Origin of the sequence: Frigoribacterium sp. NBH87, assembly GCF_014217665.1 — a bacterium.
GTDB classification, from domain to species: domain Bacteria; phylum Actinomycetota; class Actinomycetes; order Actinomycetales; family Microbacteriaceae; genus Frigoribacterium; species Frigoribacterium endophyticum.
Window position 1 is genome coordinate 2,807,131 of sequence record NZ_CP043650.1, and the last position, 22,885, is coordinate 2,830,015.

Here is a 22,885-nt window from a genome sequence, read left to right on the forward strand (position 1 = left end):
CGAGTCTGCTCCGTGAACGGGGTACGGCCCGGTCAGCACGGCGGCCCGGTCAGCGCGGCGGCCCGGACAGCACGGCGGCCCCGTCGCCGGTCGGGTGACCGGCGGCGGGGCCGAGGGGCGCGGGAGGCGCGGTGTCAGTCCTCCGACCCGCTCACGACGGCCTGCTGCCGGCGCCGCAGCACGGCTCGGCCCGTCACGAGGCCGAGGCCCGCGACCAACAGCGCGGCCCCGAGGCCGAGCGGCCAGGCCGCGTCGGCACCGGTGAAGGCGAGGTCGCCGGGCCGCCCGGCGGGACGGACCGTCGGGGTCGTGCCGGGGGCCACGGGGGCCGCGCTCGCCGTCGGCGCCGGTCCGGCCGGGGGGCCGGGGGAGGGCTCGGGCGTCGGGCCGGGAGTGGGGCCGGGCGTCGGGTCGGGCACGACGACGGTCACGGCGACCGTGCCGAGCCCGGTGTCCGCGAAGCCGGTCGTGAAGGGCACCGCTCCGGCGACGTCGCCGTCGACGACGAGGCGGTAGTCGGTGCCGGGGTCGAGGCCGTCGACGACGAAGCGCCCGTCGGCGTCGGTCGTGGTCTGGGCCACCGGGGCGTCGCCGGTGGCGGGCAGCACCGCGACCGGCGCGTCGGCGACGGGCTCGCCGTCCTGGTCGACGACCGTGCCGTCGACGCTGACCGACTCGGGTGCGGGCACCTCGAGCACGAGCGGCGTCGCGGGGGCGCCGGCAGCCGGGGTCGTGAACGGGACCGCCGCCTCCGCCTGCTCGTCGACGACGATGACGTAGTCGGTCTCGGGCAGCAGCCCGTCGACCTCGAAGCCGCCCGCGGCGTCGGTCTCGACGGTCGCGACGGTCTCGGTGGGCTGGCCGCCGTCGGCCGGCACGAGCACCACGTCGAGCGTGGCGCCCGCGGCGGGCGCTCCGTCGGGGCCGGCGATCGTGCCGCTCACGTCGACGGTGGGCTCGGGGGCCGGCGCGGGCACCGGCCGGAAGAAGCCGACCGGCAGCACGCCGCCGCTGTTGGGCACGAGCGTGCCGAGCGACTCGCCCGTGTCGGCGCGGAAGAGCTCGTACGACGTCGTCGGGGCGAGGTCGGCGACGGTCGCCGTGCCGTCGTCGGCCGTGGTCACCTCGGCCACCGTGGCGCCCGAGGCGCGCTCGACGAGCCTCAGCGGCAGGTCGGGCACGGGCGTTCCCTCGGTGTCGACGATCGTGGCGGTGACCGCGACCGATGTCGGCGCGGGCGCGGGCGCGGTCGGGAAGGCGACGTCGGCGACCCCGTCGGCGGCCGTCAGGTCGACGACGACGTCCTCCGCGGCGGGGGTCCCCGCCGGCGGCTCGACGGTGACGCGCCAGCCCGGCGCGGCGGTGAGGGCCGGCACGACGTACTCGCCGCGGGCGTTCGTGGTGGTCTCCGCGACGACGGTGCCGGAGGCGTCGCGGACGGTGACGGCCGCTGCCGGGAAGGCCGCGCCTCCCTCGGTCACGGTGCCGGTCAGCGACTGGGTGCGCGTCGCGAACCAGGTCTGGAAGACCGGGAAGCCCGAGCGCTGCTGGAAGGTCAGCGTCAGGGAGCCGAGCGGCACGGTCGGGCTGAACCAGGCCGCGGCGCCCTCGGTGTCGAGGGCGTCGGCGTTGCCGAGCAGCACCCCGGTCGAGGAGTCCCAGCGGGGCACGTCGCCGAGGCCGGCCGCGTCGCACGAGGGGCCGCCGGCGACGCGGCAGTAGTTGTAGGCCGAGCCGAAGCCCAGGGCCGAGGCGGGCACGGCCGCTCCGGCCGGGTCGGTCGCGGTCACGGTGACCTGGTCGGCGTCGACGTCGCCGAGGACGAACGACCAGCCGGCCGACGGGGTGGCGGAGCCGAACGTGTAGGTGGTGACCGAGGCGGCGGAGGCGACGGGCCGGTCGAGCTGCGGCCGCAGGTTGAGGTAGGGCAGGCCCCGGCTCGACCCGTAGCGCTCGCCGGGCGCGGTGGAGGCGGCCTGCCAGGTGCTCGAGCCGCTCGGCACCGTGGCCTGGCGCGAGGTCGAGGTGAAGGTCGTCTCGGGGAAGCCGCCGGGCAGCGACATCGTGCCGGACCACTCGCGAGCGCTCCCGCTGAGCGTGAAGCTGCCCCAGGCGCCGGCCTGGGCGGCGGAGGCGGTGGTCGCCCCCGCGAGGGCGAGCCCCAGCGCGACGACGGCGACGGTGCCGGCCGCGGCGCCGCGGCGGAGCGCGGCCCTCACGCGGCGGCCGCGGTGGTCGGAGCGGGCGCCGTGGTCGCCGCGGCCGAGGCGGCCGGGACGGGCCGCGGGCCGGGCCCGGGCTTCGGGGCGGGCGTGGGAGCGGGCGTGGCGTCGGACGTGGTCATGGTGGTCCCCTCGACCGGGCCTCCTGGTGGGCCCGTCCCCCGAGGCTAGCCGCGAGCTGAGCGTCTGTCACCGACGGACCGGTGACCGGTGACGAGAACGGCACCGCCGCCTCCCGGGGTGACGGGGGCTGACGGTGCCGTGACGCTGCCGCTGCCGCTGACGCGGGGCTCGGAGGGAGCTAGCGCTTCTTGACGTTCGAGACGGCGTCCTCCGAGTGGGAGGCGGTGCCGCGCTTGTCCTTCTTGTCGGCCCGCTTCTCCTTGAGCGACCGCGTCGCGGTCGTCTTGGTGGACTTCTTCGCCGATTTCTCTGCCATGGTGGTGCCTCCGTCGCCCGTCCACGATGGACCGGTGCGCCGGAGCCTACGGTGCGGCGCCCCGAGACTCGCTACCCTCGTCGATGTTCACGGCTGGCGCACGGCAGGGCGTGTCGAGGACGCCCCACCCGACAGCGCCCGAGAGGCACCATGACCGACGACGTCGCCACGCAGGCACCGCCCACGCGCACCGAGCGCCTGGACGAGCTGCCCTTCACCCGCAAGCACGGCCGGCTGCTCGTCGGCAGCGGCGTCGGCTGGGCCCTCGACGCCCTCGACGTCGGCCTCGTCTCGTTCGTGATCGCCCAGCTGGCCGTCGTCTGGAGCTCCGACCGCGGCGCCCTGGCGTTCGTCGCCTCGGCCGGCTTCGCCGGCATGGCGATCGGCGCGGCCCTCGGCGGCACGCTCTCCGACCGCCTCGGGCGCAAGACCGTCTTCGCCCTCACCCTCCTCGTCTACGGCCTGGCGACCGGCGTCTCCGCGCTCAGCTGGTCGGTCGGGGCGCTGCTCGTGCTGCGCTTCGTCGTGGGGCTGGGCCTCGGCTCCGAGCTGCCGGTGGCCTCGACGCTCGTCTCCGAGTTCTCGCCGCGTCGCATCCGCGGCCGCGTCGTCGTGCTGCTCGAGGCGTTCTGGGCGGTCGGCTCGATCGCGGCGGCGCTGGTCGGCTACCTGGTGGTGCCGACCAGCGACGACGGCTGGCGCTGGGCGCTGCTGATCGGGGCCCTCCCGGCGGCGTACGCCGTGTTCGTGCGGCTGCGCATGCCCGAGTCGGTGCGGTACCTCGAGTCGCGGGGGCGGCACGACGAGGCCGAGCGCACCGTCCGGGCCTTCGAGCGGGCCGCCGGGGTGCCCGCCCCCGACCCGGCCGACGTCGCGGCCGCGGCGGCCAGGGCGACGGCCCTCGAGGAGGCGCGGGTCGGGTCCGGCTCCCGCCGCGCCTCCGTCTCCGCCCTCCTGCGCGACGGGCTCCGCCGGCGGACGGTCGCCCTGTGGCTCGTCTGGTCGGCCACGAACTTCTCGTACTACGGCGCCTTCGTCTGGCTGCCGACCCTGCTCGTCGAGGCGGGCTTCCCGCTCGTCAAGTCGTTCGAGTACACGCTGCTCATCACGCTGGCGCAGCTGCCCGGCTACGCCGTCTCGGCCTGGCTGATCGAGCGCTGGGGCCGTCGGGCCACCCTGGCGGTCTTCCTGCTCGGCTCCGCGGTGGCCGCCGCCGCGTTCGGGGCGGGCGTCGTCAGCGGGAGCGCGACGCACATCGTGGTCTCGGGCGCGGCCCTGTCGTTCGCGAACCTCGGGGCGTGGGGCGCCCTGTACGCGGTCACCCCCGAGCTCTACCCGACGCGGCTGCGCGGCACGGGGTCGGGCTGGGCCGCCGGGGTCGGGCGCATCGCCTCGATCGTCGCGCCCCTGTCGGTGCCGCCGCTGCTCGTGCTCGGCGGGGCGCCCCTGCTCTTCGTCGTCTTCGGCGCGGTGTTCCTCGTCGCGGCCGCCGCGGCCCTCGCCCTGCCCGAGCTGCGCGGCACGAGGCTCGCCGAGTGAGCGGCGGTCGCGCGCGGGGGCGCCGTCGTCGGTCGTCGCTGCTCGGCGTCGTGGTCGTCGTCGTGGCCGCCGTGGTCGTGGTGGCGTTCCCGCAGCTCCTCGACGGCCCGCGCGACGGGTCGGGCCCGGGCGCCGGCTCGGGCCCGGGCGCCGGCTCGTCCCCCTCGGTCGCGGTGCCCGCCGCCGTCCCCGAGGGCGCCGCCCAGGCCACCGTCGAGCGCGTGGTCGACGGCGACACCGTGATCGTCGTGCTCGCCGACGGCGGTGCCCGGGAGCGGGTCCGCCTCATCGGCGTCGACACCCCCGAGACCGTGCAGCCCGACGCCCCGGTCGACTGCTTCGGCCCCGAGGCGAGCGCCTTCACGACCACGAGCCTGCCGGCGGGGTCGGCCGTCTGGCTCGAGGCCGACCCCTCGCAGGGCGACGCCGACCGGTACGACCGCCTGCTGCGCTACGTCTGGACGCCCGCCGGGGTCATGCTCAACCACGACCTCGTCGCCCAGGGGTACGGCCGTGAGGACACCTACGACGACCCGTACCGCTACCGCGACGCCTTCGTCGCCGCCGAGGCCACGGCCGAGGGCTCGGGCGTCGGCCTCTGGTCCGCCTGCGGCTGACCGCGGCGCCGGCTCGGCCACCAGAACGCGTCGCCGGTGAGGAAGACCAGGGCCGGCACCAGCACGGTCCGCACGACGAGGGTGTCGAGCAGCACGCCGATGCAGACGACGACGCCGACCTGCGTGAGGGCGACGACCGGCAGCACGCCGAGCACGGCGAACACGGCCGCGAGCAGCACGCCGGCGCTGGTGATGACGGCGCCCGTCGAGGCCAACGCGCGCACCATGCCCTCGCGGGTGCCGTGCCGCTCCCGTTCCTCCCTCGCCCGGGTGGTGAGGAAGATGTTGTAGTCCACCCCGAGCGCCACGAGGAAGAGGAAGGCGTACAGGGTCACCGCCGTGTCGAGGGCCGGGAACCCGAGCACGTGCTGGAACAGCCAGGTCGACGCGCCCAGGCTCGCCGCGAAGGTGGCGAGCACCGACGCGATGAGCAGCACCGGGGCGATCAGCGACCGGAGCAGCAGCGCCAGGACGGCGAAGACGACGGCGAGGATGATCGGGGCGATCAGGCGGAGGTCGGCCTGCGCGGCGGTGCGCTCGTCGTAGGCCGTCGCGTCGCTGCCGCCGACGAGGGCGTCCGACACCGCGCCTCCGGCCCCGGCGTAGGCGTCGCGGAGCGCCTGGACCACGACGAACGCGTCGTCGCTCTCCGGCTCGGCCGCGAGCTGGACGTCGACGCGGGTCAGCCCGGAGGCCGCCTCGCCGACGGTCGCGGAGTCGACGCCGTCGACGCCCTCGGCCACGGCCACGGCGTCGGCGGCCGCGGCGGAGGGCACGAGCACCGTCGTCTGGCTGGTGAGTCCGGCCGAGAACGAGTCGTCGACGATGCGCTGGGCGGTGACCGAGTCGGGGTCGCCGAGCAGCTGGTCGGTCTGCGAGAGGCCGACCGCGTAGCCGCCGAGGCCCAGGCAGAGCACTCCGAGCCCGGCGACCGCGGCGACGCTCACGACCACCGGTCGGCGCTGCACGCCCCGGCCGAGGCGCTCCCAGGCGCCCTGCTTCCGTGCCGCGTGGTGGTGGGGCTCGTCGGCGCCGGGGGAGCCGGGGGCGGAGGCGCGGGGCACGAAGGGCCAGAACAGCCCGCGACCGCAGACCACGAGGGCGGCCGGCAGCACGACGAGGGCGAAGACGACCGCGACCACGACGCCCAGGGCACAGGCCACGCCGAGGGCGCGGTTGCCCGCGAGGGAGGCGAGCACGAGGGTGGCGAGGCTGAGCGCGACCGTGCCGCCGCTCGCCGCGATCGCGGGCCCGGCGCTCATCACGGCGGTGCGCATCGCCCGGTGCCGGTCGTCGTCGCGCAGCAGCTCCTCGCGGTAGCGGGCGACCAGCAGGAGCGCGTAGTTCGTGCCCGCGCCGAAGACGAGCACCGAGAGGATCCCCGAGATCGAGGCGTCGACGGTCACCCCGAGCGGCTCGGCCAGGGCCGCCACGACCCGACCCGCGAGGCCGTCGGCGACGCCGACGACGGCGAGCGGCACGATCCACAGCACGGGGCTGCGGTAGGTGACGATCAGCAGCACGGCGACGACGACCACGGTGACGAGCAGGAGGCGGAAGTCCGCCCCCGCGAACGAGTTCGAGACGTCGTCCTGGAAGCCGACGGGCCCGGTCAGGTACGCCGAGAGGTCGTCGGGCAGCCCCTCCGAGGCGGCGGCGCGCAGCTCTCCGGCCACGCCCGACAGGTCGGCGTCGACGTCGGCGGCGGCGAGCGGCACGGCGACGAGCGCCGCGGCGCCGTCGTCGCTGACCTGCGGGCGGACGGCCTGCGGGGTGGTCGACAGGGCCGCGAGGGCCTCGGCGCGGGCGGAGACCGACGCGACGTCCGCGTCGGAGAGGGCGGCGCCTCCTCGGCTCCAGACCACGATGCCGACGGTCGTGTCGGACGACGGGAACTCGTCGAGCAGGGCGGTCACCTCCGCCGCCTGGCTGTCGTCGGGGAGCCCGGAGGGCGGGAATGCGTCGTCGCCGCCGGAGGGCAGGAGGGCGAAGAGCAGGGCGACGGCGACGAGGGTGCCGCCGAGGACGGCCCAGGCCGACCGGTGGCCGCTGACGAGGCGGGCGAGTGCGCGCACGAGTGTCCTTCAGTTGGTGGAAGTCTTAGTTGCTGAGAGTATTGCACGGCGGCGACCCGACGTCGGCGAGAATCAGTGCACAGGAGGCGCGATGACCGACCCAGACCCGGCTCACCCCGACGTGCGAGACGCGCCGGGCGCGCCCGCCCGCGCCGGGGCCCGCCGCGACGTCGTCACGGCCATGCAGCGGCTCACCACCGAGTCGCAGCGGGTCGCCCAGGCGTTCGCGGCGCAGCAGGGGCTCGGCCACATCGACCTGGAGGCGCTGCTGCACGTCATGCAGGCGGAGCAGCGGGGCGACCCGGTCACGTCGGGCCGCCTCGGCGACGTCCTCGGCGTGACGTCCGGCGCCGCCACGGGCGTCATCGACCGCCTCGAGCGCGCGGGCCACGTGCACCGCACGCGCGACGAGGTCGACCGGCGCCGGGTCATCGTGCGCTACGACGAGGCGGCCCGCGCCGTCGCCGGCCGTTTCTTCGGGCCCCTCGGCGCGCTGAGCGACCGCGTGATGGCGGGCTACGACGACGCCGAGCTGCAGACCGTCCGGAGGTTCCTCGGCGAGATGGCGGCGGCGATGGGCGAGCACGCCCGCACCGTCGGGCGGCCCGACCCCGATCCGACCTCGACCCCCGCCCCGGAGGCACCATGACCGACCACGTCTCGGCCCTGGACCTGTTCTCGGTCGGCATCGGGCCCTCGAGCTCGCACACCGTCGGGCCGATGCGGGCCGCCCGCCTCTTCCTCGACGGGGTCGACGCCGCGGGCCTGCTCGACGACGTCGCCCGGGTGGAGGTCGTCCTCTACGGCTCGCTCGCCGCGACCGGCCTCGGGCACGGCACCCCCTCGGCGGTGCTCGCGGGCCTCGCGGGCATGGAGCCCGAGACCTGCGACCCGCTGGTGGTCTCGTCGATGCAGCGCTCCGTCGAGCAGGGAGGCGGCCTCCGGCTGCTCGGCCGGCACCAGGTCGCCTTCGCGCCGAACGACCTCCGCATGGCGCCCCTGACCCGCATGCCGCGGCACCCCAACGCGATGAGCCTCGAGGCCCGCGACGCCGACGGCGCGACCCTCGCGCGGGAGGTCTGGTTCTCGACCGGCGGCGGGTTCGTCGTCCGCGACGGCGACGACGAGCACGTCGTGCCCGCCGCCGAGGCCCCGTTCGCCTTCGTCGACGCCGACGACCTGCTCCGGCTCTGCGACGCCGAGGGCGTCGGCATCGCCGAGCTGGCCTGGCGCAACGAGGTCGCGGTGCACGGCGAGGCCGCGGCCGCCGCGGGCCTCGCCGCCCGCTGGGCCGCGATGGAGGCCTGCGTCGACGCCGGCCTCGCCGCCTCCGGGGTGCTGCCGGGCTGGATGAAGGTGCCGCGACGGGCCCGCCAGATCGCCGAGATGCTGCGGGCGCAGGAGGAGCGGGCGACCGCCTTCGCGATCGGGGGCTCCGCGGTCGACCAGGGCCGCGCCTCCTCGTTGCTCACCTCCGACCTGCCGGCGCAGTGGCTGCAGGCCTACGCGATGGCCGTGAACGAGGAGAACGCCGGGGGCGGCCGCGTCGTCACCGCGCCGACCAACGGGGCCGCGGGCATCATCCCCGCCGTCGGGTACTACGCGATGCGGTTCCACGGGGTGACGCGCGACGAGCTCGAGCGCGGCTACCTGCTCACGGCCGCCGCGATCGGGTCGCTCTACAAGCGCAACGCCTCGATCTCCGGTGCCGAGGCCGGCTGCCAGGGCGAGGTCGGCTCGGCCGCCTCGATGGCGGCGGGGGCGCTCACCGCCGTGCTCGGCGGAACGCCCCGTCAGGTCGAGAACGCGGCCGAGATCGCGATGGAGCACCACCTCGGCCTCACCTGCGACCCGGTCGGGGGATTCGTGCAGGTGCCGTGCATCGAGCGCAACGCCATCGCGGCGGGCACGGCGGTCGCCGCGACGCGGATGGCGCTGCTCGGCGACGGCAGCCACGTGGTCAGCCTCGACACCGTGATCGAGACGATGCGCCAGACCGGGCGCGACATGGCCGACAGCTACAAGGAGACCAGCCGCGCCGGGCTCGCCGTCAACGTCGTCGAGTGCTGAGCGCTGGGGCGGGCCGCCGGGCGCGGCCGGGCGGGCACGGAGCCCGTCCGGCCGACGCGGCCGACGCGGCCGACCCGGCCGACCCGGCCGACCCGGCCGACCCGGCCGACCCGGCCGACCCGGCCGCCCCGCCGGTCAGCGCACGCGCAGCGTGACGCCCGCCGAGGTGCTGCCGAGCACGTCGGGCGTGCCCGAGTAGCGCACCGAGACCACCGGGCTGCCGGCCGTGGCGTACCGCGGCAGCGTCACCGTCGCGGTGCCCTGGCCGGTCGAGGTCAGGGCGACCGTCTGCACGGCGCGTCCGTCCGAGAGCACGGTGACCGAGCCGGCCGGCGAGGCGACGCCGGCGACGCGCACGGTGACGGTGGCCGTCGTGGCGGTGTTCCGTGCGGGGCTCGTCGTGGCGGGCGTGATCGCCACCGTCGAGCTCGCGGGCACGACCGTGACCGTCTGGGGCGCGCTGACCGACTTCACGAGCGACGTCGACGAGGGCGCGAACGAGGCCGTGAACGACCACCGGCCGGCCGACGTGCTCGCGGGCACGACCCACGACGCGGTGCCCGAGGCCAGCGGCACGACGGCCACCGGCACGCCGGAGCGCGTGAAGGTCACGGTGCCGGCGGGCCAGCTGCCGGCCACCTGCGGCACGGTCGCGGTGAGGGTCGTCGTCGTCGACCCGAAGGTCTGCTGCGGGCCGCTGACCCGGAGCGACGTGGTCGTCGCGCCGGCCGTGACCGCGAGCGTCTGCGGCGCCGAGCCCGACGCCGTGACGGCGGGGTCGGAGGGCGTGAAGGAGGCGCGCAGCGCGTGGCTCCCCGCGGCCAGCGTCGTCGGCACGGCGATCGTCGTGCGGCCCCCCGTGCCCACGGGCACGGTCGCCAGCACGGTCGAGCCGTCCACCAGGCTCACGGTGCCCGCGGGCGCCGTGCCGTCGGCGCGCGTGACGACGGCGGTCGCCGTCGCGCCGGCTCCGCCGTAGGTCTGCGAGGCGGTGGAGAGGGTCAGCGCGGTCGCGGTCGACACGGCGCCGCGGGGCCCGCGGAGGGAGACGTCGAGCACGGCTCCGCCCTGGGGCGAGAGGCTCGCGACGGCGACGGTGAAGCCGCCGCCGGCGCTCGTGAACGACTCGCCGGCGTCGAGGTGGGTGTCGCGGCGGGCGGGGTCGGCGGCCGAGTCGGTGCCGACCGCGAGGGCCACCGTCGTGGCGAAGCCGCCGGGCTGGGGGAGGGCGCGCAGCACGCGCACGCTGCCCGTGGCGGCCGAGCTGTCGAGCGCGCACTTCGTGAAGCCGGTCGCGACGACCGTGCAGCGGGGCGCACCGCCGGCGAACTCGGCGCTGGAGCGGTCGCGACCCGTGGCCGTGCGGTACTCCAGCGTGTAGTGCTGGCCGCTGACCGGGTCGGTGACGTCGACGGCGCGGCCGGCGGCCGCGGTGTCGAGCGAGGGCAGCACGACGCGCTTGGTGGTCGCCGGCGTGCTCAGCGCGACGGTGCTCGGCAGCCAGCCGAGACGCATCCGCTGCGGGGACGACAGGTGCGGGCGGGCGCCCGACACCGAGTAGCCCATGATGTCGAGGTGGTCGCCGTACTCCTCGGTGGGGCAGGCGGCGTCGGCCGTGCTGCGGAAGTCGCCGGGGGCGCCGTCGAACGAGGTCGTGCTGCGGCAGAGCGCCGAGCCGGCGTGGCCGAGCCCCAGGTTGTGGCCGAACTCGTGCAGCAGCACCGGCACGCCGAGCTGCTGGCCGAGGCCGTACGAGCTGACGATCTCGCCGCCGTCGCCGCCGATCGTGCCGAACGCCTGCGTGCCGCACGCCTCGCGGGGCAGCACGAGCAGGTGCTTCTCGGTGCCGGCCCAGCCGTACGAGGCGAAGGAGCCGCCGAAGGCCGAGGCCTTGACCTTGCTCAGCGTCGTGGACGCGTCGCAGCTCGTGCCGCCGAGGGAGCGCTCCTCGACGCCGCCGAGGCGGACGTCGACGCGGCCGCCCGACTCCTCCCACCAGTAGTCGTGCAGCGCGGTGACGGCGGCGTCGATCGACGCGCGGTCGAGCGAGGTGACCGTGTCGTCGGTCGTGGCGGCGGTGGCCGACACGGTGCTCACCCAGAGGGTGTGGACGACCGCGCCGGTCGTGGGCGCGTCGTCGAGGGCGTCGGCCCGGGCGAGCGCCGAGGGCGGCACGACGAGCTGGTCCTTCGGCAGGGAGGCGGTGGTCGGGGCGGGCGCCGGCGCGGCGCTCGCGGGTGCCGCGGGCGCGGCGACCAGGCCGGCGAGCAGCAGGCCGGTCGCGAGGAGGCCGGCGGCGAGGGCCGACGGCAGACGGGCAGGGAGGGATGACGGCACGGGGGTTCTCCGGTCGGGGCGGGGGAGGGGCGCGGCCCGACCGTCGGGTGGTCAGGGCAGCGGCGCGCAGCGTTCATGCATGCGCATGGAACTGATCGTGCCCCCCTCCTGCCGGGGCGGCACTCCCCAGAACGAGTCCGTCCGGTGTCGGCGGCCATCGGTAGCCTCGTCCGCATGGCCGCTCCCCGTCGTTCCTCCTCCCGCGCCGGGCGCTCGGGCGCCGCCCCGGGCGGCGGCACCGACGCGCCCCGCATCGACCACGTCGACCCGACCGGCCTCGTCGACGTGACGGGCGACTCCCTCGCCGCGCACGACGACCGCGAGCGGGAGCGCCTCGTCGACGCCGACCTCGCCGACCGCGACCTCGAGGGCGTCGTCCTCCGCGAGTGCGTGCTCGAGGCGCCCCGGCTCGGCGGGGCGCGCCTCCGGGGCGCGCGGTTCGTCGAGACGGTCGTCGCCGACTCGTTCGCCCCCGAGCTCGCCGCCGGGCGCAGCACCTGGCACGACGTCCGCGTCGAGCGCCCGCGCTGGGGCTCGGCCGAGCTGTTCGACGCCGACTGGCGCTCCGTCCGGGTCGTCGGCGGCAAGATCGACTACCTGAACCTGCGGGGGGCCCGCCTCACCGACGTCGTCCTCGAGGGCTGCAGCATCGGCGAGCTCGACCTCGGCGGTGCGGAGGCCCTGCGGGTGGCCCTCGTCGACTGCCGCGTCGGCACGCTCGACGTGACCCGCGCCTCCCTCGCCCACGTCGACCTGCGCACGACCTCGTTCGACCGCGTCGACGGGCTCGACGGGCTCCGGGGGGCGACCGTCGACGCCGTGCAGCTGCAGGCGCTGGCCCCTGCGCTCGCGGCGCACCTGGGGCTCGTCGTCGACTGAGCCTCGTCGCTGCGCCGCGCCGCGCCGTGTCGCGGGTCGGCGGCGGCGTAGCCTCGACCGCATGATCGACGTCGACTGGAGCACCGGCAGCTGGACGACTGCGCCCGCGCGCGTGGAGGTGGGCGACGACGGGATGCGCGTGACCGCCGTCGAGGGCAGCGACGCCTGGCGCGTCACCTCGTACGGGTTCGTGCACGACACGGAGCACGCCCTCCTCGCGCCGTTCGAGCAGGGCACCGCGGTCGAGGTCTCGTTCCGTCTCGACTTCTCGGCCCAGTTCGACCAGGCCGGCGTCTTCGTCAGGGTCGACGACGAGACGTGGACGAAGGCGGGCGTCGAGCGCAGCGACGGCGAGGACGGCCTCGGCGCCGTCGTCACGCGGGGCGTCTCGGACTGGTCGCTCGCCCCCGTCCCCGGCTGGCGCGACCGCGAGGTCACCGTCCGGGCCAGCCGCTCCGGCGACGCCCTGACCGTCCGTGCCCGCGTGGACGACGAGCCGTGGCGCCTGGTCCGGGTGTCGCCGCTCGACGCGGACGCGGCGGTGACGGCGGGGCCGATGTGCTGCGCCCCCTCGCGCGACGGCCTCACCGTGCACTTCACCGCCTGGCGGACCGGGCCGGCCGACGAGGGCCTGCACCCTCCGACCTGACCCGGCGGGGCGACGTGACGGGGCGTGACGGCGGCCGAGGCCGCTGTCGGGGCCCGGTGCTATCGTCGCCGGTGAGCAACGCGCTCCGGGGTCAGCGAAAATCTGAACCGGCGGTCACAGTCCGCGACCCGGTGCGGCCCCCAGACGGTGGTCGCCCCGGTTGAACCGGTGGAACTCCGGTACCGACGGTCACAGTCCGGAAGGGAGGCAGCGCGGGCCAGGGCTCGTCGACGACGGCGCCCGGGCTGGCCGCGACCTCGCGTCGTCCCCGGAGAGCCCCAGCAGGCTCACCGACGGAGACATGATGACCACCACCCTCGCCCCGCGGCGCCGGCCGACGCCGGTGCCCGCCCTCCCGTCCCTCCTGCCGACGGCGGTGATCTGACGTGTTCACGGGTCTCGTCGAGGAGAAGGGCCGTGTCGTGCGGCTCGCCGACGTGGGCGACAGCGTCCGCCTCACCGTGCACGGGCCGCTCGCGGTCGACGGCGCCGAGCACGGCGACTCCATCTCGGTCAGCGGCGTCTGCCTCACCGTGGTCGAGCGCGACGGGGAGTCGTTCACGGCCGACGTCATGAAGCAGACGCTGGTCATGAGCACCCTGGGCGACCTCGAGCCCGGCCTGCCCGTCAACCTCGAGCGGGCGGCCCGCGTGGGCGACCGCCTCGGCGGCCACATCGTGCAGGGCCACGTCGACGGCACGGCGTCCGTGCTCGAGACGGAGGAGGGCGACGCCTGGCGGCGCGTGCGCCTGAGCCTCGCCGACGACCTCTCCCCCCTCCTCGTCGACAAGGGCTCCGTCACGCTCGACGGCGTGAGCCTCACCGTCAGCGGCATCAGCGAGCCGGGGGTCGAGGAGGGGTGGTTCGAGGTCAGCCTCATCCCCGAGACCCTCGCCGCCACGACGCTCGGCGACAAGGCCCCGGGCGACCGCGTCAACGTCGAGACCGACGTCCTGGCGCGCCACGTGCGCCGCATGCTCGCCCTCGACGCCACCGCCGGCGCGCACCGCTCCGGCCGGGCGTCGTGACCGAGGCGTCGGGCGCCCGCGCGGGTGCCCCCGAGGCGCCTCGGCGCACGGGTGCCGAGCCCCTCGACGACGTCGCGACCGTCCTCGACCACCTCCGTCGTGGCCGGCCGGTCATCGTCGTCGACGACGAGTCGCGCGAGAACGAGGGCGACGTGGTGCTGAGCGCCGAGCTGGCGAGCCAGGAGTGGCTGGCCTGGACGGTGCGGGTCTCGTCCGGGTTCGTCTGCGCCCCGATGTCGGCAGAGATCGCCGACCTCCTCGACCTGCCGCCCATGGTCGCCCGCAACGAGGACGCCCGCGGCACCGCGTACACGGTCAGCGTCGACGCGGCCGAGGGCGTGACCACGGGCATCAGCGCCTCCGACCGCGCCCGCACCCTGCGGGTCCTGGCCGACCCGGCCTCCGTCCGCGACGACCTGCACCGCCCCGGCCACGTCATCCCGCTCCGGGCCCGGCCCGGCGGGGTGCTCGAGCGCGACGGCCACACCGAGGCGGCCGTCGACCTGATGGTCGCCGCCGGCCTCCGCCCCGTCGCGGCGATCAGCGAGATCGTCGCCGACGACGGCGAGATGATGCGGCTGCCCGGCCTCATCGAGCTGGGGCGCCGCGAGGGCGTCCCCGTCGTGACCATCGCCCAGGTCGTCGCCCACCGCCTCGCGACCGGCCCGGCCGCCCCCACCACCCCCGGCGACCTCCCCGGTCGCCCCGCCCCCACCGAGAGGACCACCGCATGAGCGGCGCAGGAGCACCCACCGAGCAGGAGCCCGTCGACGGCCGCGGCCTGCGCGTCACCGTCGTCGCCGGCACCTGGCACACCGCGATCAGCGACGGCCTGCTCGCCGGCGCGCTCGCCACGATCGCCGAGCTCGGCGCCGAGGCGACCGTCGTCCGCGTGCCCGGCAGCTTCGAGCTGCCGGTCGTCGCGAAGGCCGCCCTCGAGGCGGGGGCCGACGCCGTGGTGGCGCTCGGCGTGATCATCCGCGGCGGCACCCCGCACTTCGAGTACGTCTCCGACGCCGCGACGTCGGGCCTGCTCCGCGTGACGCTCGACACCGGCAAGCCGGTCGGCTTCGGTGTGCTCACCCTCGACGACGAGCAGCAGGGCCTCGACCGGGCCGGGCTGCCGGGCTCGAAGGAGGACAAGGGGCGGGAGGCCGCCCACGCGGCCGTCTCGACCGCCGTCCAGCTGCGCGACCTCGCGCGCCGCGCCTCCTCGGGGCGTGTCGTCGGGTTCTGACCCCTCCGGCGTCCTGACGACCGAGACGACGACGGCCGGCCCCCCGAGGGGGCCGGCCGTCGTCGCGGAGGGGGCTAGTGCTCGCCGAGGACCTCGTCGAGGAAGCCGCGCATCTGCAGCCACGAGCGGCGGTTCGCCGTTTCCTGGAACTGCGCGCCGTGCTCGGGGCTGTCGGTGCCCGGCACCGCGAAGGCGTGCATCGCCCCGCTGTAGCTGACGACCTGCCAGTCGCCGACCTCGGCGTCGCGCAGCTCGTCCTCGAAGCCGACGACCGCGTCGTCCGGCACGACCGGGTCGGCCGCGCCCGTCAGCACGAGCAGGGGGGCCTTGACGGCTCCCTTCTCGGCGGGCGCCCCGGTGCCGAGGCCGCCGTGGAACGACACGACCCCCGCCACGTCGGCGCCCGAGCGGGCGAGCTCGAGGGCCCCGGAGCCGCCGAAGCAGTAGCCCATCACGGCGATGCGCTCGGGGTCGACTCCGGGCTCGGAGCGGAGGCGCTCCAGGTTGGCGGTGAGGCGGGCGCGGAACGCTGCGACGTCGCCGTACCAGGCGCCGGCCTCGGCCGCCGCCTCCCCGGGGCCGGGGCGGACGCCCTGGCCGTAGACGTCGCCGGCCAGCGCCACGTAGCCGAGGCGCGCCAGCATCTGGGCGCGCACCTTGACGTGGTCGACGACGCCGAACCAGTCGTGCAGCACGAGCACCGCGGGCCGGAGGGCGCCGTCGGCGTCGCCGGGCGTGGCGAGGAAGCCCTCGAGGGGCGTGCCGTCGTGGTCGTAGACCACGTCGCCCGCCTCGACGGTGCCGGTGTCGGGCACGCTGTCGAGCAGGTCGCGGAGGTCGGGGGAGAGGTCGGGGGCAGGGGTCGTCGTGGTCACCCCGTGACGGTACTCCCGCTCAGCCGACGAGTCGCCGGACCGCCTGCTCGACGACGTCGCACCGCCGCTGGTGCGGGCCCTGGTGCAGGTTCGTCGCGGTCGGCGTGACGAACCAGGCCAGCACGCTGCCGAACACCATCGTCAGCAGCTCGTCGGCGTCCCAGTCGGAGGGGATGTCGCCCGAGGCCTGCGCCGCCCGGACGGCCTCGCGGCGCCGGTCGAGCTGCTCGTGGTCGACGACCCCGGGGCTCGGCAGCGTGACGCCCTCGATCTGCCCCCAGAGCAGCAGGCGTGCGTCGTCGGCGTGCGTCGCGAGGTGGTCGTAGAGCCTGCTCGCCCACTGCGGCAGGTCGTGGGCGTCGAACGGGACGGCCTCGAGCCAGCGGTCGATGCTCTCGCCCAGGGCGGCGTCGAACAGGTCGCGCTTCGTCGAGAAGTGGGCGTAGAGCCGCTCCTTGCTCGCCTCGGCCTCGCGGGCGATGGAGTCGACGCGGGCACCGGCGAGGCCGCGGGCGGCGAACTCGGCGTGCGCCGCCTCGAGGATGCGGTCCCGCGGAGGGGTGGCTCGACGTGGCATGGCCCGAGCTTAGGGCGCGGGCGGACCGGACGGAACGGTCCGGACGACCCCCGTCCAGGTCCGGCCAGGACGGGGGACGGGGGCCGGGCGTGGGCGGGGCGTGGGCGGCGGGCGGGGCGGCCCAGCGGGAGGCGCTGGTCAGGCGGCCGGGACGACCCGCGACATCGGCACGTGCGGGATGCCGTCCTCCAGGAAGGGCTCGCCGTCCACGACGAAGCCGAAGCGCGCGTACCAGCCCTCGAGGTGCGCCTGGGCGTCGAGCCGCACGAGGCGGCCGGGGCAGTCAGCGAGGGCCCGCTCCATCAGCTGGGCGGCGAGCCCGCGGCCGCGGGCCGACGCGGCGGTCGCGACGCGGCCGATCCGCCGGTCGTCGCCGTCGCAGAGCAGCCGGACCGTGGCCAGCACCTCGCCGTCCTCCTCGACCCAGAGCATCTGCGCGTCGGGCTCGACGTCGCGCCCGTCGAGCTCGGGGTAGGGGCACTCCTGCTCGACGACGAAGACGTCGACCCGCAGCTTCAGCAGCCCGTAGAGCGCGAGGGGGTCGATGTCGCGGACGGCGGAGTCGCGGTGCAGGAGGGTCACGGAGCCACGGTAGCGTCCGGTCGCCCCGAGCACGTCACCCGCGCCCGCCCCGGCGCCGCGTCGGCGCCGCTCACATGGGCTCCCCGAGCGGGTGGTCGACGAAGCTGCCGCCGATCGGCGTCGAGCCCCCCACCGGCGGCTCGTCGACCTCGTCGGCGTACGCCTCGGCGTCGTCGACCGGGTGGTAGCCGACGGCCTCGCCGGCCGCGAGGGAGACCGGTCGCCGCGTGTTGCGCGAGACGCCCCAGACGACGTGGTGGCCGGTGGCCGTGGTGGTCAGGGCGGCCTCGACGAGGCGGGCCGCGTCGCCGGCCGACAGCCAGGTGCCGAGGCTCCGGGCGTCGAAGGGCCGCTCGACCGCCGTCATGATCCGGGCCGAGACGACGAGCTGGCCCGCGCGGTCGGCGTAGAGGCTGCCCATGGCCTCGAGCACGACCTTGCTCAGGCCGTAGAACGTGTCGGGCCGCGCGGCCGGCACCGCGTGCTCGGCCGCGGAGTCCCAGGGCAGGTAGCCCGCGGCGTGCACCGAGCTCGCGGCGAGGACGCGCCGCACGCCGGCCCGCACGGCGGCCTCGTGCACCGCGTGTGCCCCCTCGACGTTGACGTCGCGGATGTCCTCCCACGACCGCTCGTCGGCGTACGCGGCGAGGTGCACGACGATGTCGGCGCCGCGGAGCGCCTCCGTCAGGGCCTCGAGGTCGGTCACCCCGACGACCGCGGCGGACTCGGTCGGCGCGAGCGGGCCGGCCGGGGCGACCAGGTCGAGCAGGCGCACCTCGTGCCCCGCGGCGGCGAGGTGCGGCCGGATCATGGCCGCGACCTTGCCGGCGCCCCCGGTGACGGCGATGACCGACACGGCGTCAGCGCCCGGTGTCGGCGCGCACCGACAGGGTCTGCACGCGGGGAGGGTCCTCCGGGGTCAGCCGGACCTCGAGCCGCAGGGCCCCGCGTCGCCCGGGCAGCCACCACACGCGGTGCGACGGGGTCGCCGACTCGGCGCCGGGCACCTCGCCCGCGCCCTCGTCGTCGTGGTCGAGCAGTCCGCCGACCGCCTCGAGCTCGCGGGCCCACAGGGCTCGGCGGCGCACGAGCGGCACGTCGAGCTCGACGTTCTCGCTGAGGAGGCCCGCCGGCACCTCGCGCCCGCGCACGACGGCCTCGACCAGGGGCATCGCGGCGAGGGTCTCGGGCCACGGAGCGACGACGACCCGCGCCTCCGCCGTGTCGGCCATCATGCCGTCGAGGGCCCGGCTGACGGGCACGGCGACCTGGGCGTAGGTGGCGTTCTCGAGGCCCACGGCGCCGAGGCCGGTGGCGGTCTGCCAGCGCATGTGGGCGGAGAAGCCGGGGTAGCCGCCGGAGTGCGACACGACGGTGCCGAAGTCGGGGTACTCCTCGACGAAGAGGCCGAAGCCGTAGCCCGAGGGGTGCGCACCCCGGCCGGGCACGAGCCGGTGGAGCTGCTGCATCTCGCGGCGGGAGGCGCGGCTCAGCACCCCGTCGACGTCGCCGCGGCCCTCGGGGTCGAACGCCGACGACAGCCACCGGGCCCAGCGGGCTAGGTCGGTCGTGGTGCTGAACAGCCCCCCGATGGGCGAGAACGCGCCGGGGCCCGAGAAGGGCAGGGGCTCCCACCCGTCGTCGACCGGCCGGTGCCCGACGGCGACGCCGCCGGTGGCCGGCACGTCGGCCTCGAAGCCGGTCGAGGGCAGCCCGAGGGGGCCGAGGAGCGTCTGCTCGACGACCTCGCGGTAGGGGTGGCCGGCCGCGCTCGCGACGACGCGCCCGAGCAGGGCCCAGCCCAGGTTCGAGTACGCGAAGGTCGTGCCGGGCACGCTGTCGAAGCGCAGACCGCGCCGCAGCAGGGCGTCGAGCTCGTCGTCGGTGATCGACTCCTGGCGGTCACCCCAGGGGTCGTCGGTCGGCAGGCCGCCCGACATCGTCATCAGCATCCGCACCGTCGGCACGGGCGAGTCGCCCGTGGGCAGCGCGACGTCGGCGAAGGCGGGCACGAAGTCGGTGACGGGCGCGTCGAGCACGAGCTGCCCCGCGTCGCGGAGCGCCAGCAGCGCCGCCGCGGTGAAGCTCTTCGTGCAGGAGGCGATCCGGTAGGCGGTGTGCGGCCCCGGCAGGGCGCCCGCGACCTCGCCGCGGGCGCCGTGGTGCGTGACGCCGTCGTGGTCGAAGGTCGCGAACACGACGCTGGGCGCTCGACGTTCGGCCTGGCGCGCGTCGAAGACGGCGTCGATGCCGGAGGGGCGGGCGGAGTCGGTCATGGTGCCTCTCGGTGCTCGGTGCTCGGTGCTCGGTGCTCGGTGCTCGGGCGGTGCGGCGGTCAGGGCGACGCGGGGGAGGCGCGGCGCATCGTCTCGTAGGCGTCGAGGGCGCGGCGCCGCGACTCCTTCAGGTCGACCATCGGCTCGGGGTAGTCGTCGGTGTCGATCTCGGGCACCCATGCCCGGACGTAGTTGCGCTCCTTGTCGAACTTCTCGCCCTGCAGCACGGGGTTGAAGACCCGGAAGTAGGGGGCGGCATCGGCGCCGGAGCCCGCCGTCCACTGCCAGTTGGCGGGGTTGTTCGCCTCGTCGGCGTCGACGAGGGTGTCCCAGAACCACTGCTCGCCGACCCGCCAGTCGACCAGGAGGTTCTTGATCAGGAAGCTCGCCGTCACCATCCGCACCCGGTTGTGCATCCACCCGGTCGTCCAGAGCTGGCGCATGCCGGCGTCGACGAGCGGCACGCCCGTCCGGCCGTGACGCCAGGCGTCGACCTCCGACTCCGGCACGTCGGCCCACGGGAACGCCTCGAACTCGGGGCGGTAGCTGACGGTCGCCAGCTCGGGCGAGGTGAAGAGGATGGTGTGGTTGAACTCGCGCCAGACCACCTCGCGGAGGAACGCCTGCGCCCGCTCGCGCGAGGCGGGCGGGAGGTCGCCCCGCATGCGGTGCCAGATCTGGAACGGGCTGACCTCGCCGAACCTCAGTCGCGGCGACATGCGGCTCGTGGCCTCCTGCGCCGGGAAGTCGCGCTCGCCGTAGTCGGCGAGGTGGCCCGTGGCGAACTCCTCCAGGGCGTCCAGTGCGGCGGCCTCGCCCGGGGTCCACGTCTCGCGGAGCCCGGCGGCCCAGTCGGGGCTCGTCGGCAGCAGCTGCCACGCGTCGAGGTCGTCGCTGGCGGGCGGGGCCTCCGGGGGCCGCACGGCGTCGGGAGCGTCGAGCGGGTGCCGGGGCTCGGGCCGGTCGAGGCAGGCCCGCCAGAACGGTGTGAAGACCTTGAACGGCTGGCCCTGGCCGGTCTGCACCGTCCACGGCTCGAAGAGGAGGTTCGCCTGGAAGCTCTCGGCCACGAGGCCCTCGTCGCGGAGCGCGGCCTTCAGGGCCGCGTCGGTGTCGCGGGGCACCTTGCCGTAGCGGCGGTTCCAGTAGACGGCGCCGGCGCCGACCTCGGCCACGACGGCCGGGAGCACCTCGGCGGCGGGGCCGCGGCGGAGCGTCAGGCCGGCCCCGAGCTCGCGGAGCGCGCCGTCGAGCGCCACCAGGCTGTGGTGGAGCCACCAGCGCGCGGCCCCGCCGAGAGGGCGGATGCCCGGGGTCTCGTCGTCGAGCACGACGAGCACGACCACGGGCTCGCCGCGGTCGACCGCGGCGACGAGGGCGGGGTTGTCGGCGACGCGGAGGTCGTCGCGCAGCCAGACGACGGAGGGGGACGAGGTCACGAGGCGGCACCGACCTCGGCGTCGGCCCTGGTCGTCGCGCCCGGGTCGCCGGGGCTGCCCGTCGTCTGGCCCAGGCGGAGGCGCGTGCAGAGGTCGGTCAGCGCGACGAGCTCGTCGTGGTCGAGGCTGCCGCCCACGCGGCGCCTGATGGCGGCCGCGTGGTCGACGGCGGTGCGTCGGTAGAGGTCGTAGCCGTGGTCGGTGAGGGCGACGATGATGCCGCGCCCGTCGCCGGGGTCGGTCTGCTTCTCGACGATGCCCTTGCTCGCCAGGCGGTCGACGAGGCGGCTGATGCTCGGCTGGGTGAGCAGCAGGTGCCGGGTGAGGTCGCGGATGCGGGCCCGCCGCGCAGGCTGGCTCGACAGGTTGAACAGCACGTCGTACTCGTTGAACGAGATGTCGTCGGTGGGGAAGGCGGCGTTCAGCTCGCGCATGATGCTCACCTGTGCTCGGAACAGGGCCTCCCAGGCCCCGACGGCCACGGCTGTCTCGCTCATGTCGCCACCTCGTCTCGTGTCGACGTCGAGTCTACGAAGAACGGCCGACAGGGGGACGCCGTGCGGCGGTCACGAGACAGGCGAGCCGGCCCACGCGCCGGCGAGCGAGCGTCGGGGTCGAGTCGGGCCCGGACGTGACAGAGGGCCGGTCGCGAGGCGACCGGCCCTCTTCCCTTGCACCAAGAGTGTCCTGCAATCACATTCCGTGTCGGCTGCCACAGCAAACAACCTCAACGCGGTCAATCTATAACGGTGCGGTAACGGAGGTCTAGTTACCGAACCGTTATCTTGCTGGGAACTTCCCCTGAGGGGGACCCCCGGCCCTCAGAAGACGTCGGGCGACGGGGTCGACGCGTGGCGGATCGACACGTCAGCGTGGCGGTCGAAGCGGTATCCGACCCCGCGCACGGTGCGCACGATGTCCTCGAAGGCCCCGAGCTTCGACCGCAGCCGACGCACGTGCACGTCGATCGTGCGCTCGTTGGGGGCCTCGCCGTCGTCGTCCGACCAGAGACCCGAGATCAGCTCGGCGCGCTCGATCGTGCGGCCCTCGCGCAGCACGAGGTACTGCAGCAGCTCGAACTCCTTGTAGGTCAGGGGGGCGGTCTCGCCGTCGAGCAGGAGGCGCTTCCGCGAGATGTCGACGACGACGCCCCCGCGGGCGCCGGGCTCCTCGTCCTCCACGGTCGGCCGGCGGGCCGCGAGCGCGGAGGGGTCGTGCAGGGCGAGCCGGACGACGTCGACGTCGCGGCCGCCGGCGCCGGTCGGGGCGAGCGCCACGGCGGCGTGGGTCTCGGCGCCGGGGGCGATCCGTGCGACGAGGGCCTTGATCTGCGCGACGATCTCGCCGAGGTCGGTGTCGGCCTCCGCGGCCTTGAGCTCGTCGATGCCGACGTAGAGGGCGAAGCCGCGGGCCTCGGTGCCCTCGGGCACCGTGCGGGGCCGGGGGGCGGCGGGCCGGGCGGGGGCGCTCGCCTCGGGAGCCGGAGCGACGACCGGGGCGGCGCTCAGGGGGCGGCCGCTCGGCGCGACGCCGACGGGGGCGGCGCCGACGGGGCTGGTGACGACGGGGCTGGTGGCGACGGGGCTGGTGGCGACGGCGGGGGCGGTGACGGGGCGGTCGAGGATGAGGGACATGGGTACGCGGGGTCCTTGCGTGAGGTGAGTCGCGCCCCCGGGCGTCGTCGGCCGGGGGAGTGCTCGGTGTGTGTCGGTGCCCGGGGCCTCGATGACGAGGCCTCTGCCGGGGGGGCAGCGGTGCCGGGGCGGACGGCCCGTCGAGCGGGAGCTCAGGGCCGAGGGGATGCGCGTCGGAGGTGGTGACGCGTGTGCATCCGGGAGTCGCGGTTCAGCAGCAGGGTCGTGCGGCGAACTCGGCAGCGCGCTCGGCGCGGCACGGCGACTCGGCGAGGTGCGACCTGATCAGGCACACATTCGACACAGGACGACGGCGCTCGGCATCATCATGCCGGTGCTCCCGGAGGCCTCGGGGGAGGTCGGGATGAACACGCTGTCAGTCATGGGGTCGATCTTCTGTCACTCGTGCA

The 22,885-nt window shown here is 76.0% G+C and carries 21 protein-coding genes and 1 pseudogene; 9 read left to right on the plus strand and 13 right to left on the minus strand.

Translation table 11 applies throughout. The annotated features are described in order from the left end of the window. Window positions 1-134 precede the first annotated feature (134 nt). From F1C15_RS13120 to F1C15_RS13125, 3 genes are all read right to left on the minus strand, one after another. Window positions 135-2,219 (minus strand): carboxypeptidase-like regulatory domain-containing protein, encoded by a 2,085-nt coding sequence (locus F1C15_RS13120; RefSeq protein WP_185231712.1) that lies wholly within the window; start codon window positions 2,217-2,219, stop codon window positions 135-137. Beyond that, window positions 2,216-2,344: a hypothetical protein gene (locus tag F1C15_RS16240; RefSeq protein ID WP_255354133.1), complete on the minus strand. Its 129-nt coding sequence runs from the start codon at window positions 2,342-2,344 to the stop codon at window positions 2,216-2,218. The genes F1C15_RS13120 and F1C15_RS16240 overlap by 4 nt, the downstream gene beginning before the upstream one ends. Window positions 2,345-2,523: 179 nt before the next feature. Next, a complete protein-coding gene (locus tag F1C15_RS13125) occupies window positions 2,524-2,661 on the minus strand; it encodes a hypothetical protein (RefSeq protein ID WP_185231714.1) in 138 nt (45 codons plus the stop codon). A 150-nt stretch (window positions 2,662-2,811) separates the two neighbouring features. Here F1C15_RS13125 and F1C15_RS13130 point away from each other — a divergent pair, with 150 nt between their 5' ends. Together F1C15_RS13130 and F1C15_RS13135 are read left to right on the plus strand one after the other, a co-directional pair. Beyond that, window positions 2,812-4,200, plus strand: a complete 1,389-nt coding sequence (locus tag F1C15_RS13130; protein WP_185231716.1) for an MFS transporter — start codon at window positions 2,812-2,814, stop codon at window positions 4,198-4,200. Further along, window positions 4,197-4,817, plus strand: a complete 621-nt coding sequence (locus F1C15_RS13135) for a thermonuclease family protein (protein WP_185231717.1) — start codon at window positions 4,197-4,199, stop codon at window positions 4,815-4,817. Before F1C15_RS13130 ends, F1C15_RS13135 begins: the two co-directional genes overlap by 4 nt. On the opposite strand, the gene F1C15_RS13140 is transcribed toward F1C15_RS13135, so the two are convergent. Then, a complete protein-coding gene (locus F1C15_RS13140) occupies window positions 4,742-6,892 on the minus strand; it encodes an MMPL family transporter (RefSeq protein WP_185231719.1) in 2,151 nt (716 codons plus the stop codon). The genes F1C15_RS13135 and F1C15_RS13140 overlap by 76 nt on opposite strands. 91 nt (window positions 6,893-6,983) lie before the next feature. On the opposite strand from F1C15_RS13140, the gene F1C15_RS13145 reads away from it, so the two are divergent. Together F1C15_RS13145 and F1C15_RS13150 are read left to right on the plus strand one after the other, a co-directional pair. Then, window positions 6,984-7,541 (plus strand): MarR family winged helix-turn-helix transcriptional regulator, encoded by a 558-nt coding sequence (locus F1C15_RS13145; protein ID WP_185231721.1) that lies wholly within the window; start codon window positions 6,984-6,986, stop codon window positions 7,539-7,541. After that, the gene (locus tag F1C15_RS13150) at window positions 7,538-8,962 is read left to right on the plus strand and encodes an L-serine ammonia-lyase (protein ID WP_056052892.1); all 1,425 of its coding nucleotides are present in this window, start codon (window positions 7,538-7,540) and stop codon (window positions 8,960-8,962) included. Before F1C15_RS13145 ends, F1C15_RS13150 begins: the two co-directional genes overlap by 4 nt. Before the next feature lie 135 nt (window positions 8,963-9,097). Here F1C15_RS13150 and F1C15_RS13155 read toward each other — a convergent pair whose 3' ends face one another. Further along, on the minus strand, window positions 9,098-11,299 hold the full coding sequence (locus tag F1C15_RS13155; RefSeq protein WP_185231723.1) for an Ig-like domain repeat protein: 2,202 nt from the start codon (window positions 11,297-11,299) through the stop codon (window positions 9,098-9,100). 174 nt (window positions 11,300-11,473) lie between these two features. Between F1C15_RS13155 and F1C15_RS13160 the strand changes: the two genes are divergently transcribed. From F1C15_RS13160 to ribH, 5 genes and pseudogenes are all read left to right on the plus strand, one after another. Further along, window positions 11,474-12,178 carry a pentapeptide repeat-containing protein gene (locus F1C15_RS13160; protein ID WP_185231725.1) on the plus strand — a complete coding sequence of 235 codons (705 nt, stop codon included), beginning with the start codon at window positions 11,474-11,476 and terminating at the stop codon, window positions 12,176-12,178. Window positions 12,179-12,239: 61 nt separating this feature from the next. Further along, a complete protein-coding gene (locus F1C15_RS13165) occupies window positions 12,240-12,827 on the plus strand; it encodes a DUF1349 domain-containing protein (protein WP_056052900.1) in 588 nt (195 codons plus the stop codon). A gap of 386 nt (window positions 12,828-13,213) precedes the next feature. Beyond that, the gene (locus tag F1C15_RS13170; protein WP_185231727.1) at window positions 13,214-13,855 is read left to right on the plus strand and encodes a riboflavin synthase; all 642 of its coding nucleotides are present in this window, start codon (window positions 13,214-13,216) and stop codon (window positions 13,853-13,855) included. Window positions 13,856-13,968: 113 nt separating this feature from the next. Beyond that, a pseudogene (gene ribB / locus F1C15_RS13175) lies at window positions 13,969-14,505 on the plus strand (3,4-dihydroxy-2-butanone-4-phosphate synthase); the annotation flags it as partial. A gap of 80 nt (window positions 14,506-14,585) precedes the next feature. Next, the gene (gene ribH / locus F1C15_RS13180; protein WP_185231731.1) at window positions 14,586-15,092 is read left to right on the plus strand and encodes a 6,7-dimethyl-8-ribityllumazine synthase; all 507 of its coding nucleotides are present in this window, start codon (window positions 14,586-14,588) and stop codon (window positions 15,090-15,092) included. 74 nt (window positions 15,093-15,166) lie between these two features. Here the strand turns inward: ribH and F1C15_RS13185 are convergent, their stop codons facing one another. The 8 genes from F1C15_RS13185 to F1C15_RS13220 form a co-directional block, all read right to left on the minus strand. Further along, on the minus strand, window positions 15,167-15,967 hold the full coding sequence (locus tag F1C15_RS13185) for a dienelactone hydrolase family protein (RefSeq protein WP_185231732.1): 801 nt from the start codon (window positions 15,965-15,967) through the stop codon (window positions 15,167-15,169). Window positions 15,968-15,986: 19 nt separating this feature from the next. Beyond that, on the minus strand, window positions 15,987-16,544 hold the full coding sequence (locus tag F1C15_RS13190; RefSeq protein ID WP_056052909.1) for a TetR family transcriptional regulator: 558 nt from the start codon (window positions 16,542-16,544) through the stop codon (window positions 15,987-15,989). A 138-nt stretch (window positions 16,545-16,682) separates the two neighbouring features. After that, on the minus strand, window positions 16,683-17,126 hold the full coding sequence (locus tag F1C15_RS13195) for a GNAT family N-acetyltransferase (RefSeq protein WP_219731548.1): 444 nt from the start codon (window positions 17,124-17,126) through the stop codon (window positions 16,683-16,685). Window positions 17,127-17,196: 70 nt separating this feature from the next. Beyond that, entirely contained in the window at window positions 17,197-17,982 is a 786-nt protein-coding gene (locus F1C15_RS13200; protein ID WP_185231734.1) for an NAD(P)-dependent oxidoreductase, read from the minus strand. Window positions 17,983-17,986: 4 nt separating this feature from the next. Then, entirely contained in the window at window positions 17,987-19,402 is a 1,416-nt protein-coding gene (locus F1C15_RS13205; RefSeq protein ID WP_185231736.1) for a serine hydrolase, read from the minus strand. Window positions 19,403-19,461: 59 nt separating this feature from the next. Beyond that, on the minus strand, window positions 19,462-20,841 hold the full coding sequence (locus F1C15_RS13210) for a deoxyribodipyrimidine photo-lyase (protein WP_185231738.1): 1,380 nt from the start codon (window positions 20,839-20,841) through the stop codon (window positions 19,462-19,464). Next, a complete protein-coding gene (locus F1C15_RS13215; protein WP_082514248.1) occupies window positions 20,838-21,338 on the minus strand; it encodes a MarR family winged helix-turn-helix transcriptional regulator in 501 nt (166 codons plus the stop codon). Before F1C15_RS13215 ends, F1C15_RS13210 begins: the two co-directional genes overlap by 4 nt. 324 nt (window positions 21,339-21,662) lie before the next feature. Next, window positions 21,663-22,475, minus strand: a complete 813-nt coding sequence (locus tag F1C15_RS13220) for a winged helix-turn-helix domain-containing protein (RefSeq protein ID WP_185231740.1) — start codon at window positions 22,473-22,475, stop codon at window positions 21,663-21,665. Between the last annotated feature and the right edge of the window lie 410 nt (window positions 22,476-22,885).

Bases quoted from the DNA above. Each gene is read 5' to 3' on its own strand.
- F1C15_RS13190 (WP_056052909.1), bottom strand. From the start codon at position 16,544: ATGCCACGTCGAGCCACCCCTCCGCGGGACCGCATCCTCGAGGCGGCG.
- F1C15_RS13130 (WP_185231716.1), top strand. From the start codon at position 2,812: ATGACCGACGACGTCGCCACGCAGGCACCGCCCACGCGCACCGAGCGC.
- F1C15_RS13145 (WP_185231721.1), top strand. From the start codon at position 6,984: ATGACCGACCCAGACCCGGCTCACCCCGACGTGCGAGACGCGCCGGGC.
- F1C15_RS13150 (WP_056052892.1), top strand. From the start codon at position 7,538: ATGACCGACCACGTCTCGGCCCTGGACCTGTTCTCGGTCGGCATCGGG.
- F1C15_RS13220 (WP_185231740.1), bottom strand. From the start codon at position 22,475: ATGTCCCTCATCCTCGACCGCCCCGTCACCGCCCCCGCCGTCGCCACC.
- F1C15_RS13205 (WP_185231736.1), bottom strand. From the start codon at position 19,402: ATGACCGACTCCGCCCGCCCCTCCGGCATCGACGCCGTCTTCGACGCG.
- F1C15_RS13160 (WP_185231725.1), top strand. From the start codon at position 11,474: ATGGCCGCTCCCCGTCGTTCCTCCTCCCGCGCCGGGCGCTCGGGCGCC.
- F1C15_RS13215 (WP_082514248.1), bottom strand. From the start codon at position 21,338: ATGAGCGAGACAGCCGTGGCCGTCGGGGCCTGGGAGGCCCTGTTCCGA.
- F1C15_RS13165 (WP_056052900.1), top strand. From the start codon at position 12,240: ATGATCGACGTCGACTGGAGCACCGGCAGCTGGACGACTGCGCCCGCG.
- F1C15_RS13125 (WP_185231714.1), bottom strand. From the start codon at position 2,661: ATGGCAGAGAAATCGGCGAAGAAGTCCACCAAGACGACCGCGACGCGG.
- ribH (WP_185231731.1), top strand. From the start codon at position 14,586: ATGAGCGGCGCAGGAGCACCCACCGAGCAGGAGCCCGTCGACGGCCGC.
- F1C15_RS16240 (WP_255354133.1), bottom strand. From the start codon at position 2,344: ATGACCACGTCCGACGCCACGCCCGCTCCCACGCCCGCCCCGAAGCCC.